This window comes from Nocardia colli (genome assembly GCF_008704205.1).
GTDB lineage: Bacteria > Actinomycetota > Actinomycetes > Mycobacteriales > Mycobacteriaceae > Nocardia > Nocardia colli.
On sequence record NZ_VXLC01000014.1, the window covers coordinates 417,927 to 431,835 of the forward strand.

The following is a 13,909-nucleotide window of genomic DNA, read 5'->3' on the forward strand; positions in this document are numbered from 1 at the left end:
AACTTGCTATGGCACGAGCGGCTGTGGCGGGCTGAGCGGGGCGAGCGGCTCGGTGGCCGGTCCTTCGAGGAGGGTGCCGTCGGCGGCGAAACGGGAACCGTGCAGCGGGCAGTCCCAGGAGCGTTCGGCATCGTTCCAGCGGACGATGCCGTAGAGGTGCGGGCAGACGGCGGACACTTCGGTGGTGGTGCCGTCGACCGTGCTGGTCGCGGTGGGGCGCAGGCCATGTCGCTGCACGGTGCCGCATCCTTCCGCGGGGATCTGGGCGGCGGAGTGGGTGGCCATGCGCAGCCAGCCGGTCGTGAGCCGTTGGGCGACAGCGCTGTTCGAGAGGGCGGCGGACGGCAGCGCCTTCAGCTCGTCCGGCCGCCAACTGGCCAGTGCGCCCGCCCAATTCGGCGACTTGCCGGTGATGCGCCCGGCCAGCGCCAAGGCGGCGGCGACACCGTTGGTGAGGCCCCATTTCGCGTATCCGGTGCCGAGCAGGATGTTGTTCTGCCCGGGCAGCAGCGGGCCGGCGTAGGGGAGTTCGCCGACCGGCGAGTAGTCCTGCGCCGACCACTCCTGCATGAGTTCGGCTGTGGGGAACCAGGTTTGCGCCCAGCTCAGCAGCTCGTCGGCCTTCTTGCGCTCCGATCGGGTGCGCCCGACGACGTGCCCGTTGCCGCCGACGAGCAGCACGTCGCCGTCCGGCGTCGGCGCGTAGCGCAGCGAACGGGTGGGCTGCCCCGCGCTGAGGTACATGTCGCGCGGCATCGGCTCGTCCAGCCGGAAGGCGGCCAGGTAGGAGCGCTGGGCGGTGAGCCGGGCGAAGAACCCGCCGCGATCGAGTATCGGTGTGCCCGTGGCCACGATGACGGTGCCGGCGCCGAGATCGCCGTGGTCGGTTTCGACGGTGAGGTCGCCGTTCAGCCCGCCGCGCACCCCGCGCACCATGGTCGACTCGTAGATCGGCGCCGCGTGCGATTCGACCTCGACGGCGAGCGCGGCCAAGACGGCCATCGGGTCGAGTTGCGCCTGATCGGCCAATCGCACGGCGCCGAAGGCGGGAAACGGCACGTCCAGCTCGTCGACGAGTTCGGTGGGTAATCCCGCCGCCTGTGTCGCGTCGAATTCCGCACGCACCTTTCCGATTTCGGCTCTCGATTGCGCGTAGGTGAGCGCGGCCGCGTGCTGCACCGCGACCCCGTGCTCCGCGCAGAACCGCAATAACCATTGCTGCGCTTCGCGATTCGCCGCGACATAATCGCGCAGCACACCGGCACTGTGCCGCCGCCGGATCTGCTGGGCCCGAGTTCCTTGCAGCAGACTGACTTTTCCGGTCGTGGCGCCGGTGGTGCCCGCGCCGACCCGCCGGCCTTCGACCACCGCGACTTCGACGCCACTCTCGGCCAAGAGCAACGCGGTCACCAAACCGGTGAGACCGCCGCCGATCACGACGGTGTCGAAGCGCGATCCTGGCGTTAATCGCAGACGTGCCGGGACCTCTGCGTCGTTCAACCATAGTGACGTCATAACCCCGGCATAGCCGGTGTACCGATCGGCAAACCCGCCGGTTGTTGTACGGAAATCGGGCCGCCGGACCGGAAAGTTACCGAGCGAAAGGTCGTTTCCTTGCCTAAGATCATCCCATGAATGTGCGCGCAAGGGAGTATGGGCTGCAATTCCCTGGAGCCACCGCGGAATTGAATGCGATTACCGACGTTCCCGGGGTCGAGGTCGGCTACACCACCCTCATCCGCGGCGACGACGTACGCACCGGCGTCACGGCGATCCTGCCGCGCGGACGCGAGCGGGTGTTCACTCCCTGTGCGGCGGGCTGGTATTCGCTCAACGGCAACGGCGAGATGACCGGAACCACCTGGCTCACCGAAACCGGCTCGCTGGCGCTGCCCGTGCTCGTCACCAATACGCACGCGGTCGGTACCTGCCATCGCGGGATCATCGACTGGCTGGTCGGCGCGTTCCCCGAGCTGCCGGACGACTGGGCGCTGCCGGTCGTCGCGGAGACCTGGGACGGATATCTCAACGACATCAACGGATCTCACGTCACGTCCGCGGACGCGGTCGCCGCGATCGACGCCGCGACGGGTGGCCGGATCGCCGAGGGCAGCGTCGGCGGCGGCACCGGAATGAACTGCTACGGCTTCAAGGGCGGCAGCGGAACCGCTTCGCGCCGAGTCGATTACGGCAGCGACAGCTATACCGTCGGCGCTTTCGTGCAGGCGAATTTCGGCTCCCGCAAGGAACTGACGATCCGCGGCGTCCCGCTCGGCACCCTGCTCGCCGAGGATGATCCGCTGGGCGAGTGGGCCGCACCGGCGGGCTCCGGCTCGGTCATCGTGGTCATCGCGACCGACGCGCCGCTGCTGCCCGGGCAATTGACCGCCATGACCCGCCGGGTGCCGCTCGGCCTGGCCCGCACCGGAACCAGCGGCTCGCACTTCTCCGGCGACATCTTCCTCGCCTTCTCCACCGCCAACGAGGGCGCGCTCACCAGCTACTTCCCGAACGGTGAAACCCCTTACGAGCAGCTGACTTTCATCCCGTGGGGTCAGCTCAACCCGTTCTACGACGCGGTCGTCCAGGTGGTGGAGGAAGCGGTGGTCAACGTGTTGTTCGCCGGTGAGACGATGATCGGCCGCAACGGCCATCGCTCACCGGCGCTGCCGGTGGACCGGGTGGCGGAGGTGCTCACCAGGTAGCGGCGGTCTCCCGCCGGAAGTCACCCTGGATCAGTTCCGCCTCGGTGGCCTCGTGCACGGCAAGCCAGCGCCCGAACTCCTCGAACGACTCCCTGCGCTCCGGTCCCGCGGTGGATTGCAGGTCGTCGAGCAGTTCGCGCATCCGATTGTGTTGCAGAACAAGGAGTTCCACGATGTTTCGCTGATGACGAGTAGTCATGTCTTCGCCTACTTCGGGACCAGGATTCCGGTCAGATCGGCCTTGTTGATCGGGGTGTCCGGGTTCGCCTGCGCCGCGCACATCAGCTTGATCGACGCGATCGCCGCGTCCACGGTCCGATCCTGGGTGGGCGGCGCGTCGCCGTTGCGTTCCTGCTCGAGGAACTTGGTCACGGTGATCCGCTGCTTGTCCGGGTCCTGGGCGGAGAACTCGTTGCACGGCGTGTTGCCGCCCTTGTTGACCAGCTTTTCCGGCTCGTCGCCGCAGCCGCCGACGAAGAACGCCGCGGCGATCACGAACACGAAGAACTTGGCGGTCTTGAACATTGAATCAGCCTCCGAATCCGACTAGAGCACTGGCGAGATCTGACGTGTCGAGCGCCTCGAGCGCCTGCCGGCGCACATCGGGGCAGTTCTGCGTGGTGATCTGGTCGACGACGCCGCGGTCTCTGAGCACGGTGTCGTTGAGTCCGCCGTTGCGGGCCGCCCAGTTGTGCACGGTCCCGTTGAACGCCACCCGGCCCAGGGCCGCGCCCTCGGTGCGCCACTTGTCCAGATCCGGGCGCATCATGTCGCACAGCTGTTTCGCCGCGGCGCTGGAGATCTGGCCGTCAGGGTTGGGTACCTGCGCCGTCGTCGACGGCATGGAGAACAGGACCGTGGTGTTGGACCCGGTGGCCGGGGCCGCCGGGTCCTTGTCATCGGCAGAACAGGCGGCGACCAGCGGGGCGGCGGCGAGCGCGCCGGCGATCAGCAGCGCGCGCAGCACCGGCCGATGGCGATCTCGGGTCATCTCAATGACCTGCCTGATCGGTGAGGCTCAAGCCCTCACGGTTCTTCAGCCGACGATGCTCGAGCACGACCAGGAGCACGCCGACGACGATCAACGCCACGGTCGCGATCGCGCCGATGATCGCCCAGCCACCGAAGCCGTATCCGGCCGCGGTGAGTGTCAGGCCGAGACCGACCAGGCCGAGCGCGACCAGAATGATGCCCGGCCAGTTGCGCGCGTCCTCGATGGATTCACCGACATGGGCCCGCGAGGTCCGGGTGTAGTCCGGAAAATTGTCGTCGGGGTCGCCGTGGTGCTCGGCACCGCTGTGTCCCGTGGTCGATTCATTCGGTCCGGGAAGCATAGGGATCCTTTCTGGTCCAACCACCGAAACGGGGGCATTCGATCGCATACCCGGGCCGCGGCGGCTCAATCGGTGGCGCGCAGCACCTGTTCGGTGGCCGAGACGATGGCGATGTCCGGAATGGCGTCGAGGCCGTGCCGTCCGCAGGGCGCGCTCTGATCGCCGAGCACGATGGTGGGCACGCCGTAGGGCGCCCAGCGCCGGGCCGGGACGACCGGCGCGAACAGCGAGACGACGGGCGTCGCGACCGCCGCGGCCAGCGGGGCGGCGCCGGTGTTCGGCGCGACCACCGCGTCGGCGTCGCGCAGCACGGCGGCGAAGCAGGCCAGGTCGGTGGCCCCGCCGAGGTCGCGGGCGTGCCCGTCGGCGACCGCGTCGGTGAGCGCCCGCTCGGCCACGCTGCCGGTGACCACCACCCGGTGACCGGCGTCGGCCAGCGCGGCGGCGACCTGCCTGCTGCGCGGCGCGGACATGCGCCGGCTCGGCTCGGCGGCGCCGGGATGCAGCACGACATAGCCTGGGCCGCCGGTCAATTCGGCGACCTCGGGGAGATCCCGGCGGACCCGCAGGCGCGGCGCGACGGGCGGATAACCGGCCGCCACGGCCAGTGACAACGCCCGAATCTGTTCCGGCATATCGTCGTTCACGCGATGCCGGACATCGAGCAGCGCGCCGGCCTCGTCGGTGGTGATCGCGCTGATCCGCGGCACGCCCGCCATCCGGAGCAACATGGCCAACGGCAGCGGGGATTGGTGCGCCGAGGTGCTGATGATCGCCTCGTCCGGCTCGAGCATCCGCACGCACTCGACCAGGGCACGGACCGCCGCGCTGGTCAGCGGGGGCGGATCGGCTTCGACCCAGGCCGCCTCGAATTGCAGCACCCGGTCCACGCCGGGGAGCAGCGCCGCGGCGGAACTGCCGCGCGGTCCGGCGAGGAAGGTGACCGTCTCGGCGCGGCGGGCTACCGAGCGCACGGCGGGGCCGGCGAGCAGGACATCACCCGCGCTGTCCAAGCGGGCTACCAGCACATGGCCGGTCATCGGGCAGGCAACGTTCGGTGCGCGGCGAGGGTGCGCGGCCAGGCCGCCCCGGTAGGTTCAGTCGTCGGAGCATCCATAGCGGGCGGGTGCCCGTGTCGCGAAATCCGAAACGTGCACTCTCCATCATTGGCGGATCAGGCGGCGGCGGGCTGCAATTCGTAGACTCGGTACGCGGCCTGGATGACGGGCTGGGCGACATTGCGGACCGGGACGCCGCCCGGGGTCGTCCCGTGCTCGCTGCCCGAGTGCGCGTGCCCGTGCACCGCCAGGTCGGCGCCGAACTCGTCGATCGCCTCGCCGAGCAGGTAGGAGCCGAGGAACGGGTAGAGCTCGGCCGGCTCGCCGAGCAGGGTGTCGGTGACGGGGGAGTAGTGGGTGAGCGCGATGGTGACGTCGGTGGACAGTTCGGCCAGCGCGGAACCCAGCGATGCCGCCAGATCCATTGTGTGTCCGGCGAATTCGCGCATCAGGCGTTCGCCGAAGACGCCCGCGCACCGACCCTCGAAGCCGCCGCCGAAACCCTTGGTGCCGGCCACTCCGAGGGTTCGGCCGTTGATCTCGAGCGTGACCGAGGTGCCCTCCAGGACGGTGATGCCGTGATCGGTCAGGAGTTTCGCGATATCGACGTCGATGTCGTGGTGATGATCGTGGTTGCCGAGCACCGCGACCACCGGCACGCCGAGATCGCTGAATTCGGCCGCCACCACGTGTGCCTCGTCCAGGGTGCCGTGGTTGGTCAGGTCGCCCGCCAGTAGCAGCGCGTCCGCCCGCTCGGGCAGTTCGCGCAGCTCCGGCCGCAACTGACCGGTGGACTCGGTACCGAAATGGACATCGCCGATCGCCGCGATCCGCATGAGGCTTCAACTCTCTCCGTTTTCGATGGGACTGGACGCCTGCGTCCGGGCACGCACTGCGGTGATACCCGGCGGTGACCTGGTTAATCGTCGCCCGACCGGGTATTCGGCCCGGTGCCCGAGTGAACGCGGACAGACAGGAACAGACAATGCCCGGCGGTGACGAAACCTGGAATCAGGATGTGCGCGGCGAGACCGGAACCGAACGGCTGGACCGCAATTGGAGCACACTCATCCAGGAGCTGCGGGTGGTGCAGACCGGGGTGCAGTTCCTGATCTCGGCGCTGCTGATCGTGCCGTTCCAGGCGTCGTTCGCGACGCTGTCGCATCCGTTGCGGGTGCTGTATCTGATCACCCTCTGTGCCGCGATCGGCGCGACGGTGTTCCTGGTCGCACCGGTGTCCTGGCATCGGATCCTGTTCCGGCGGCATCGGCTCGGCAATGTGGTCGCCGCGGCGCACCGGTGCGCGATGGCGGGCATTGCTCTGCTCGGCATCGCGTTGACCGGGGCGATGGTGCTGGTGGTGAGCATGGTCGCCGGGACCGTCGGCGGGGTGATCGCGGGAGTGACGATCGCGGTGTTGTTCCTGGTGGCATGGCTGCTCGCGCCGTGGTTCTGGCGTGGCTCGAGCGAACCGGCGAGGGATCGCTGACGGGTCAGCGGGCCGAAACCACCTCTCCCGCATGGGCGGGCGCGGCGCGGTGGTAGGCCGTCAGCGTTTCGAGGGCGACGTGGTCCCAGGCGTAGCGGCTCGCGGCGCGCTGATAGCCTGCCGCGCCCCAGGTTTCGCGCAGGGTCCGGTCTTCGAGGAGCTGGCGGACCGCCCTGGCCACGGTGAGCGGATCGGGCGGCGCGACGAGCCGGCCGGTGACGCCGTCGACAATGGTGTCGAGCTGGCCGCCGACCGCGGTGGCCACCACCGGTTTCCGGCAGGCCATCGCTTCCAGGGGGACCATGCCGAACGGCTCGTACTGAGGCGTGCACAGCACCACATCCGCCGATCGATACCAGCGCGGCAGTTCGGCGCGGCGGACGTGGCCGAGCATCCGAAGCCGGTCCTGCACACCGTAATCCAGCGCCAGCCGGCGCAGCCGCCTGCCTTCGCTGTCGTCCTCGATGTCGTCGCCGACCGGTCCGCCGGCGATGACCAGCTCGGTGTCCGGCAGTTCCGGCAACGCCTGGATCGCGACGTCGAATCCCTTGCGCGGCACCAATCTTCCGACCGACAGCACGCGGTGCATCCGTTGCCGCTGGCCGCGCTCGGCGGCCGGGCCCTCGGGCGTGAAGGCGGACAGGTCCACCCCGCTGGGCACGGTGGAGATGCGGAAGCGGGGAACGCCCATGCGGGTCAGCTCCATCACCTCGTCCGAACTGGTGGCGACGATATGGGCCGCGCGCCCGGCGATCAGCCGCTCGAACCGGATGCGCGAGCGCGGGCTGGTATCGGCGAGACCTTGATGCCGGCGGCGCACGGTGCCTAGTGCGTGGAAGGTGACCACCACCGGAATCCCGTGCGCGCGAGCGGCCAATTCCGCTGCGAGCCCGGACATCCAGAAGTGCGCGTGCACGATGTCCGGGGTGTCCAGGCCCCATCGGCGTTGCAGGAACGTGCCGAAATCGCCTAGGAACGGCAAACTTTGGTCACGCGGCAGTGGCTCGACCGGACCTGCGGTCACATGCACCACGCGATAGCCCGCATCGGCGAGCACCTCTGCCGGGACGTTCGGATTCTCCCGGCGGGTGTACACGGTGACGTCGTGTCCACGGCGCGCATACGCCGCGGCCAGCTCCGCAACGTGGACGTGCTGGCCGGTCGCGGTGGTCCCGCCGAGCGCATCGAGCGGGCTGGCGTGCTCGGAAACCATGGCAATCTTCACGATGTGCTCCGTTCTCACCACAGGTGACGGGCACACGGCGGCGCTGCACGGTGCCCGCGACCAGGCATCGCGTGACATGTGTTGAATTCGGGTATGCCCCAGATATGCCCGTGCGGGCGGGAACGAAACCCGGGACTCCGCTTGGCAATACGGAACGCGGTCAGATCGTCGACACGACGATCCCGATCGCGACCGCAGTGCACACGACCACCAGCAGCATCGTCGCGATCATCGCGGCGGGACTGTTCCCGGAGAACAGGTGGTTGGTCGGCCGCTCGGTGCTCGTGCTCGGGTCGGGGTCCATACAAGTGGCATACCCAGTCGTAAGATCGACAACCGAGGCCAGGTGTCCGATGACTTTGTGACATCGGTGACCGGCCGTGCAACACTGTAGGGAGGTTGAGACTACAGCCGAACCCGGTTCGACGTTTGGGCGTTCCATACCCGCCGAAACCGGTCGATGGGAATCGTAGCGGCATTATATCCGCAGTGTTGTAACCGTTGTCCGCTCCCCATTCTGCATCGGCCGAACCTGTCGCGTCGGATTGTTTCCCCTTATGCGGGAGGTTCAGTTATGTCCGCTAGTTCTGCTCTGTACGAGCACGCCGAAGGTGTGCACCTGAACGGCTCGGGGCCGAAGCCCCGCGATAGCCACGCCTGGGCGCAACGCGTCGATCGCCGCAGTGAATGCGTGGTGGTCCGCGTCGAAGGTGAATTGGATGCGGCCGCGTCTCCGCAATTCTTCGCCACGGTCGAACGGGCGGTTCGGTCGAACTGTCGCGCTGTCGTTATCGATCTGCGGGCGGCGAGATTCCTGAGCCTCCGGGCCGCCGGCGCGTTGGGCGCGGTCCGGCAGCGGGCCGCGTGCGGCGGCACCGATGTGCGTATCGTGGCCGGTCGGCAGCCGATCGAACGGTCGCTCGAGGTGTCCGGTGTACGACCGCTGTTCAGCCACTATCCGACGATGCGCGCAGCGCTGGATACCTGAGGAACAACGGATTTCGTCAGCGACGCCGGTTCCGGCGTGGCGCACGCCGATCTGGTCGCGTGGCGTGCACCGACGACGGATACTTGGCGCTGTGACTGAAATGGGGCCGGTCCAGCCCGAGGATTCGCTCGCGCTGGACCGGGTGATCGGATTAGGGACACCACAGAGTGTCGGCAGTTTTCGTTTCTGGTTCGCCGATCAGCGTTGGGAATGGTCGGACGAGGTCGCCACGATGCACGGCTATTCGCCGGGAAGCGTGGTGCCGACCACCGATCTGCTACTGACGCACAAGCACCCCGACGATCGCGCCCAGGTGGCCAACGCATTGGCCAAATCCATCAATGACGGTGAGCCTTTTTCCAGTCGGCATCGGATAATCGACACGGCCGGCGAGATCCACCACGTCATCGTGGTCGCCGATCACCTCTTCGACGACGACCGCCAGGTCGCGGGCACCGCCGGCTACTACATCGACGTCACCGACACGCTCGAGCACCACCGGCAGGAAGCCCTCGACGACGCGCTGCCCGAACTGTGGGCCTCCCGTGCGGTGATCGAGCAGGCCAAGGGCGCGGTCATGCTGGTCTACGGGGTCAGCTCGGAGCAGGCCTTCCGGGTGCTCAGCTGGCGCTCGCAGGAGACCAACATCAAGCTGCGCACCCTGGCCTCACGCCTGGTCGCCGACCTCGGCTCACTGACCGGTTCGACCGTCGGCCTGCGCACTCGGTTCGACCATTTGCTGCTGACCGCGCATGAGCGGATCGACGTGAGCTGATCTCGCGCAGACGTTTCGGGGGCATCGCGGCGGGTACGACGGTAGCGATGAGGAGCGCTGCGACCACCGAGTTCTGGCCGGTCGCGGTGCTGGGCAGCGGGCGGCCCGGAAGAACTCGGATCGGCGATCGGATCGACCGATCCAGGGTATGGCGGCGAGAGCAAGGTGGTGATGGGCATGGGGGAATGGACTTCCCGATCCTCAACGGAAACAACAACAATCGGTGTCCGAATCCCCGCGCGGCTGGAACAGCTGACCATGCTGCGCGCGCTCGCGGAGACCGTCGCGCTCATCGCCGATTTCGCGCTGGACGAGGTCACCGATATCCGGCTCGCGCTCGACGAGGTCGCCACCTCGCTGATTCTGGACGCGGTGCCCGGCACCGGTGTGGAGTGCGAATTCACCTACGACACGAACCAGATGTTCGTGCATGTCGCCTCGGTGGCCACCTCGGAATCGGTGGTGGGCCAGGCGGGTTTCGGCTGGCATATCGTGCGCACGCTGACCCATTCCATCGCCGCCGCGCAAGCCCCGTTCGACGGTGTCCTATCCGGGTATCCGACTGTCGTCGACTTCAGTTGGATACGAGGGGCTTCGGATGGCCGGTGAATCGAGATCACGCGGCGACAGTTACGACAATATCGAGCCGCTGTTCGAGAAGATCGCCGCGCTGGGGGAGGACGACCCGCGCCGGGACCCGATGCGCGAGGAGCTGATCCAGCGGTGTCTGCCGCTCGCCGAGCACATCGCGCGTAAATTCGCCGGGCGCGGAGAGAATTTCGACGATCTGCTCCAGGTCGCGCGGCTCGGTCTGGTGCAGGCCACGGACCGATTCGACGTCACCCGTGGCTCGTCGTTCCTGGCGTTCGCGGTGCCGACCATCATGGGCGAGGTGCGCAGGCACTTCCGGGACAACACCTGGTCGGTGCGAGTTCCGCGGCGTACCAAGGAGATTCAGCTCAGCATCGGTGCGACGGTGGAGGCGCTCTCGCAGCGGCTCGGCCGGATGCCGCGGGCCAGGGAGATCGCCGAGGAGCTCGACGTCGACCTGGTGGAGGTCACCCAGGCGCTGATCGCAGGCAACGCCTATCAGTCCTCGTCTCTCGACGCGGTGGCCGGCGACGATATCGAGAACGCGCCGCTGCCGCTGCTGGAAAGCCTTGGGGCAGAGGAGCCCTCCTATCATCTGGTGGAGGACTTCCTCGCCGTTCGTCCCTTGATCGAAGAGCTGCCCGAGCGGGAGCGTCAGGTGCTGATCATGCGCTTCTTCGAGAACAAGACGCAGACGCAGATCGCGGACGTGCTGGGCGTCTCCCAGATGCACGTTTCGCGGATTCTTTCGCGCACCCTGAATGAGTTGCGCGAACAGGCATTACGCGACTGAGAGCCGGAAACTGCCCGCGATCAAAGCGGATTCGGTGGAACCGGCTCGGTCGGCGGGAACGGCCCGCCCGGCTCCCGGACCGGTGGGATCGGCCGCGGCCCGCCGGGGTTCGGCGGAGCCGGGGCTGGATCTGGCCCGGGAACCGGCGGCACCGGGTTCGGCGGCGCGGGGGCCGGATCGGGACCCGGTACCGGTGGGATGGGGCTGGGGTCCGGATTCGGGGTCGGTGGAACCGGGCTCGGGTCGGGTGACACTGGACTGGTCATCTGCATTCCTCCTCGGGGCCGGGTTACCCACCCGCGACCGGCTGAATCGGCCGCGGTAACCACGCAGTCATCCGTGACTCCACTCACAGACACAATGCCGGTCAGCGCTTTTCGGGCCGCGTATGCCCGTTTCGGCGGGCGGAGCGCCGCAGAAGCGGTTTGCGCGAAGTTGGCGCCGGGTACCAAAAAGGGAACCGGACATACGATGCCGACGGCTCAGGAGCTCGTTTATGAACGAACACCGACTAGGCACCCGGAATCCGTACGCCGGATCGGGGAGCTCGAGGTCGCCGAAATACGCGCAGGAGATGCCGTCCCCAGAGCGGATGGCCCGCACCCGCGCCGCGAACGTGGAGCGCACTCGCGTCACCCAGAATCACGACATCATCCGGCAGTGGGCGGAGCGTCGTGGCGCTCGTCCCGCGACCATGCCGGGCAGCGAGGACGACGGGCATCTTCGGGTGCTGCGCTTCGATTTTCCCGGTTACGGCGGCGCTGTGCTGCGACCGGTGGACTGGGACGAGTGGTTCGCCACCTTCGACGAGCGGCACCTGCATTTCCGCTACCAGGATCGGCGCCCGGACGGGACGCCGAGCAATTTCAACCGGCTGGAGCGCCCGGCGTCCTGAGCATCGCGGCAACCAGGTGAACACCCCATGGCCTCGATGTGTCAGGGGTCACGTAACGGTTGCATAACGGTGTGGATGGGTACAGGGTGGTTGTGACGAGCCAGGCTCTTGATCGAGCGTCCAGTTTACGTTTACCGAACGGTTTGTTCGGGTACTTGGAAGATCGTCATGGTGGCTCGAACAGCGGAATGTCGCGTCGGTATGGGGATGCGAATTTCCGTATGCGACGTGCGTCTGCGTGTCTGCGAAGGATGGGTATTTGAGCGCGAACCTGATGATCGTTGAGGATGACGACCGGGTCCGTGGTGCGCTTCGGCTCGCCATGGAGGACGAAGGCTACGACGTCGAAGAGGCCGAGGAGGCCGAAGACGCGCTCACCCATCTGCGCAGCAATGGTGTTCCCGATGTGATGATCGTCGATCTGATGCTCGGCGGGATGGACGGGTTCGACTGCATCCGGGAGATCCGCCGCGAGCACGATGTGCCGATCATCGTGGTCAGTGCCCGCGACGATACCCACGATGTGGTCGCCGCGCTGGAGGCCGGCGCGGACGATTTCGTGACGAAACCGTTCGAGATCAAGGAGATCACCGCGCGCATGCGTGCCGTGCGCCGCCGGGCCCGGCCCACGGTCGAGCGGGACGCGCCGCAGGAGATGGTACTCGACGCCGACCCGGTCGCCCCGCTGGTGCTCGCGCCGGACGCCGGCGTGGTCCGCCGCGGCGACGACGAGATCCGGCTCACGCTCACCGAATTCCGGTTGCTGTGTGAGCTGGCCGAGGCGCCGGGGCGGGTGCTCAGCCGCACCGTGCTGCTCGAACGTGTTTGGGACCAAGGGTTTTTCGGCGACGAGCGGATCGTCGACGTGCATCTGCGCAGGCTGCGCACCAAGATCGAACGGGACCCGTCCGATCCGCATATCGTGGTGACCGTGCGCGGGCTCGGCTACCGACTCGATGTCCAGCGCTGAGCGCTGGTTCGATCCGAAACGCTGGAGCCTGCGCGGCCGGGTGACGGCCATGTCCGCGGCGATCGCCGCGCTCATGTCGCTGGTGCTCGTCGTGTCGGTGTTCACCATCAGCCGCAGTTATCTCGAACACGCGCAGGCCGGCGGCACCGATCTGCAATCCAACCTGAACCTGCTGCGCAATGTGCTGATCGGTTGCGCCGTGGTGGTGACGCTGATCGGCGCCGCGGTGGGCTGGTGGGCGAGCCGGCGGGTGCTGACGCCGTTGCATCAGCTGGCCGGGGCCGCGGCCCGGATCGCTTCCGGCGACCTGGATTTGCGGCTGTCCGCGACCCGCGATCAGGACCTCGCCACCACGGTGGAGTCGTTCAACAGCATGGTCGATTCGCTGCAACGCCGGATCGAACGCGAGCATCGCCTGTTCGGCGATGTCAGTCATGAATTGCGTACGCCGCTCACCACTTTGACGGCCAGCGTGGACGTGCTAAACCGGCATCGCGCGGATCTGCCGGAACGTTCGCAGCGCGCGCTGGGGCTGGTCACCGCCGAGGTGGATCATCTGCGCCGGCTGCTCGACGATCTGCTGGCCTTGGCGCGGGTCGAGGCGGGCATGCATCGCGGCGACATGGAGCCGCTGTCGGTGCGAGATCTGTTGCGGCACACCCTCGCTGAGCGACGGTATGCACCGGAACTGTTGACCGTCGACGAGGACGTCGTGGTGCGCGGCCGCAAACTGGAGCTGGAACGCGCGGTGGGCAACCTGCTGCGCAATGCCGATCTGCACGGCGGCGGTGTCGTCGCGGTGCGGGCCGACCGCGCAGGCGGCGCGGCCGTGATCGTGGTGGACGACGCGGGTCCGGGCGTGCCGGCCCCGGACCGGGTCCGCATCTTCGAACGTTTCGCGACCGCCCGCAGCGGCCGGCGCTCGGCGACCGGCACCGGCATCGGGCTCGCGCTGGTGACCGAGACCGTGGTCAAGCACGGCGGCCGGGTCGCCTGTGCCGACCGTCCGGGCGGCGGCGCCCGGTTCGTCGTCACCTTGCCGGGGATCGACGCAATCGAGTCGTAACACGACCGTAATGAAGTCGA

At 67.9% G+C, this 13,909-nt stretch carries 18 protein-coding genes; 9 read left to right on the forward strand and 9 right to left on the reverse strand.

The genetic code is table 11. The annotated features are described in order from the left end of the window. Positions 1-6: 6 nt before the first annotated feature. A complete protein-coding gene (locus F3087_RS26300; RefSeq protein WP_191094140.1) occupies positions 7-1,515 on the reverse strand; it encodes an FAD-dependent oxidoreductase in 1,509 nt (502 codons plus the stop codon). Positions 1,516-1,631: 116 nt separating this feature from the next. Between F3087_RS26300 and F3087_RS26305 the strand changes: the two genes are divergently transcribed. Then, on the forward strand, positions 1,632-2,705 hold the full coding sequence (locus tag F3087_RS26305; RefSeq protein ID WP_150404690.1) for a DmpA family aminopeptidase: 1,074 nt from the start codon (positions 1,632-1,634) through the stop codon (positions 2,703-2,705). Here F3087_RS26305 and F3087_RS26310 read toward each other — a convergent pair. The 6 genes from F3087_RS26310 to F3087_RS26335 all read right to left on the reverse strand — a co-directional run bounded on the left by F3087_RS26310 (position 2,695) and on the right by F3087_RS26335 (position 5,933). Next, positions 2,695-2,904, reverse strand: coding sequence for a hypothetical protein (locus tag F3087_RS26310; protein WP_150404691.1), 210 nt, complete (start codon positions 2,902-2,904; stop codon positions 2,695-2,697). The two genes, F3087_RS26305 and F3087_RS26310, sit on opposite strands and share 11 nt — an antisense overlap. An 8-nt stretch (positions 2,905-2,912) precedes the next feature. Then, positions 2,913-3,230, reverse strand: coding sequence for a hypothetical protein (locus F3087_RS26315; RefSeq protein WP_150404692.1), 318 nt, complete (start codon positions 3,228-3,230; stop codon positions 2,913-2,915). Between the two features lie 4 nt (positions 3,231-3,234). Next, positions 3,235-3,696 (reverse strand): hypothetical protein, encoded by a 462-nt coding sequence (locus tag F3087_RS26320; RefSeq protein ID WP_150404693.1) that lies wholly within the window; start codon positions 3,694-3,696, stop codon positions 3,235-3,237. 1 nt (position 3,697) lies between these two features. Beyond that, a complete protein-coding gene (locus F3087_RS26325) occupies positions 3,698-4,039 on the reverse strand; it encodes a hypothetical protein (RefSeq protein ID WP_150404694.1) in 342 nt (113 codons plus the stop codon). 65 nt (positions 4,040-4,104) lie between these two features. After that, the gene (locus F3087_RS26330) at positions 4,105-5,079 is read right to left on the reverse strand and encodes a glycosyltransferase family 9 protein (protein ID WP_150404695.1); all 975 of its coding nucleotides are present in this window, start codon (positions 5,077-5,079) and stop codon (positions 4,105-4,107) included. 134 nt (positions 5,080-5,213) lie between these two features. Further along, positions 5,214-5,933, reverse strand: coding sequence for a metallophosphoesterase family protein (locus F3087_RS26335; RefSeq protein WP_150404696.1), 720 nt, complete (start codon positions 5,931-5,933; stop codon positions 5,214-5,216). Positions 5,934-6,082: 149 nt separating this feature from the next. Here F3087_RS26335 and F3087_RS26340 point away from each other — a divergent pair, with 149 nt between their 5' ends. Further along, positions 6,083-6,586: a DUF6328 family protein gene (locus tag F3087_RS26340; RefSeq protein ID WP_150404697.1), complete on the forward strand. Its 504-nt coding sequence runs from the start codon at positions 6,083-6,085 to the stop codon at positions 6,584-6,586. 4 nt (positions 6,587-6,590) lie between these two features. On the opposite strand, the gene F3087_RS26345 is transcribed toward F3087_RS26340, so the two are convergent. After that, positions 6,591-7,811: a glycosyltransferase gene (locus tag F3087_RS26345; RefSeq protein ID WP_191094141.1), complete on the reverse strand. Its 1,221-nt coding sequence runs from the start codon at positions 7,809-7,811 to the stop codon at positions 6,591-6,593. 160 nt (positions 7,812-7,971) lie between these two features. Continuing rightward, a complete protein-coding gene (locus tag F3087_RS46075) occupies positions 7,972-8,115 on the reverse strand; it encodes a hypothetical protein (RefSeq protein ID WP_191094142.1) in 144 nt (47 codons plus the stop codon). 270 nt (positions 8,116-8,385) lie between these two features. On the opposite strand from F3087_RS46075, the gene F3087_RS26350 reads away from it, so the two are divergent. The 7 genes from F3087_RS26350 (at position 8,386) to F3087_RS26385 (ending at position 13,889) form a co-directional block, all read left to right on the forward strand. Further along, positions 8,386-8,799 carry an STAS domain-containing protein gene (locus tag F3087_RS26350; protein ID WP_150404698.1) on the forward strand — a complete coding sequence of 138 codons (414 nt, stop codon included), beginning with the start codon at positions 8,386-8,388 and terminating at the stop codon, positions 8,797-8,799. Positions 8,800-8,899: 100 nt separating this feature from the next. Next, the gene (locus F3087_RS26355) at positions 8,900-9,574 is read left to right on the forward strand and encodes a PAS and ANTAR domain-containing protein (RefSeq protein WP_150404870.1); all 675 of its coding nucleotides are present in this window, start codon (positions 8,900-8,902) and stop codon (positions 9,572-9,574) included. Between the two features lie 177 nt (positions 9,575-9,751). Then, positions 9,752-10,183 (forward strand): ATP-binding protein, encoded by a 432-nt coding sequence (locus tag F3087_RS26360; RefSeq protein WP_191094143.1) that lies wholly within the window; start codon positions 9,752-9,754, stop codon positions 10,181-10,183. Beyond that, a complete protein-coding gene (locus tag F3087_RS26365) occupies positions 10,173-10,958 on the forward strand; it encodes an RNA polymerase sigma factor SigF (RefSeq protein ID WP_150404699.1) in 786 nt (261 codons plus the stop codon). Before F3087_RS26360 ends, F3087_RS26365 begins: the two co-directional genes overlap by 11 nt. A 496-nt stretch (positions 10,959-11,454) precedes the next feature. Next, entirely contained in the window at positions 11,455-11,853 is a 399-nt protein-coding gene (locus F3087_RS26375) for a hypothetical protein (RefSeq protein WP_223885347.1), read from the forward strand. A gap of 259 nt (positions 11,854-12,112) precedes the next feature. After that, positions 12,113-12,823 (forward strand): response regulator transcription factor, encoded by a 711-nt coding sequence (locus F3087_RS26380; RefSeq protein WP_150404701.1) that lies wholly within the window; start codon positions 12,113-12,115, stop codon positions 12,821-12,823. Continuing rightward, the gene (locus F3087_RS26385) at positions 12,810-13,889 is read left to right on the forward strand and encodes a sensor histidine kinase (RefSeq protein ID WP_150404702.1); all 1,080 of its coding nucleotides are present in this window, start codon (positions 12,810-12,812) and stop codon (positions 13,887-13,889) included. Before F3087_RS26380 ends, F3087_RS26385 begins: the two co-directional genes overlap by 14 nt. Positions 13,890-13,909: the final 20 nt, after the last annotated feature.

Bases quoted from the DNA above. Each gene is read 5' to 3' on its own strand.
- F3087_RS26305 (WP_150404690.1), top strand. From the start codon at position 1,632: ATGAATGTGCGCGCAAGGGAGTATGGGCTGCAATTCCCTGGAGCCACC.
- F3087_RS26330 (WP_150404695.1), bottom strand. From the start codon at position 5,079: ATGACCGGCCATGTGCTGGTAGCCCGCTTGGACAGCGCGGGTGATGTC.
- F3087_RS26360 (WP_191094143.1), top strand. From the start codon at position 9,752: ATGGGGGAATGGACTTCCCGATCCTCAACGGAAACAACAACAATCGGT.
- F3087_RS26325 (WP_150404694.1), bottom strand. From the start codon at position 4,039: ATGCTTCCCGGACCGAATGAATCGACCACGGGACACAGCGGTGCCGAG.
- F3087_RS26315 (WP_150404692.1), bottom strand. From the start codon at position 3,230: ATGTTCAAGACCGCCAAGTTCTTCGTGTTCGTGATCGCCGCGGCGTTC.
- F3087_RS26300 (WP_191094140.1), bottom strand. From the start codon at position 1,515: ATGACGTCACTATGGTTGAACGACGCAGAGGTCCCGGCACGTCTGCGA.
- F3087_RS26365 (WP_150404699.1), top strand. From the start codon at position 10,173: ATGGCCGGTGAATCGAGATCACGCGGCGACAGTTACGACAATATCGAG.
- F3087_RS26310 (WP_150404691.1), bottom strand. From the start codon at position 2,904: ATGACTACTCGTCATCAGCGAAACATCGTGGAACTCCTTGTTCTGCAA.
- F3087_RS26335 (WP_150404696.1), bottom strand. From the start codon at position 5,933: ATGCGGATCGCGGCGATCGGCGATGTCCATTTCGGTACCGAGTCCACC.
- F3087_RS26320 (WP_150404693.1), bottom strand. From the start codon at position 3,696: ATGACCCGAGATCGCCATCGGCCGGTGCTGCGCGCGCTGCTGATCGCC.
- F3087_RS26350 (WP_150404698.1), top strand. From the start codon at position 8,386: ATGTCCGCTAGTTCTGCTCTGTACGAGCACGCCGAAGGTGTGCACCTG.
- F3087_RS26385 (WP_150404702.1), top strand. From the start codon at position 12,810: ATGTCCAGCGCTGAGCGCTGGTTCGATCCGAAACGCTGGAGCCTGCGC.
- F3087_RS26340 (WP_150404697.1), top strand. From the start codon at position 6,083: ATGCCCGGCGGTGACGAAACCTGGAATCAGGATGTGCGCGGCGAGACC.
- F3087_RS46075 (WP_191094142.1), bottom strand. From the start codon at position 8,115: ATGGACCCCGACCCGAGCACGAGCACCGAGCGGCCGACCAACCACCTG.
- F3087_RS26375 (WP_223885347.1), top strand. From the start codon at position 11,455: ATGAACGAACACCGACTAGGCACCCGGAATCCGTACGCCGGATCGGGG.
- F3087_RS26355 (WP_150404870.1), top strand. From the start codon at position 8,900: ATGGGGCCGGTCCAGCCCGAGGATTCGCTCGCGCTGGACCGGGTGATC.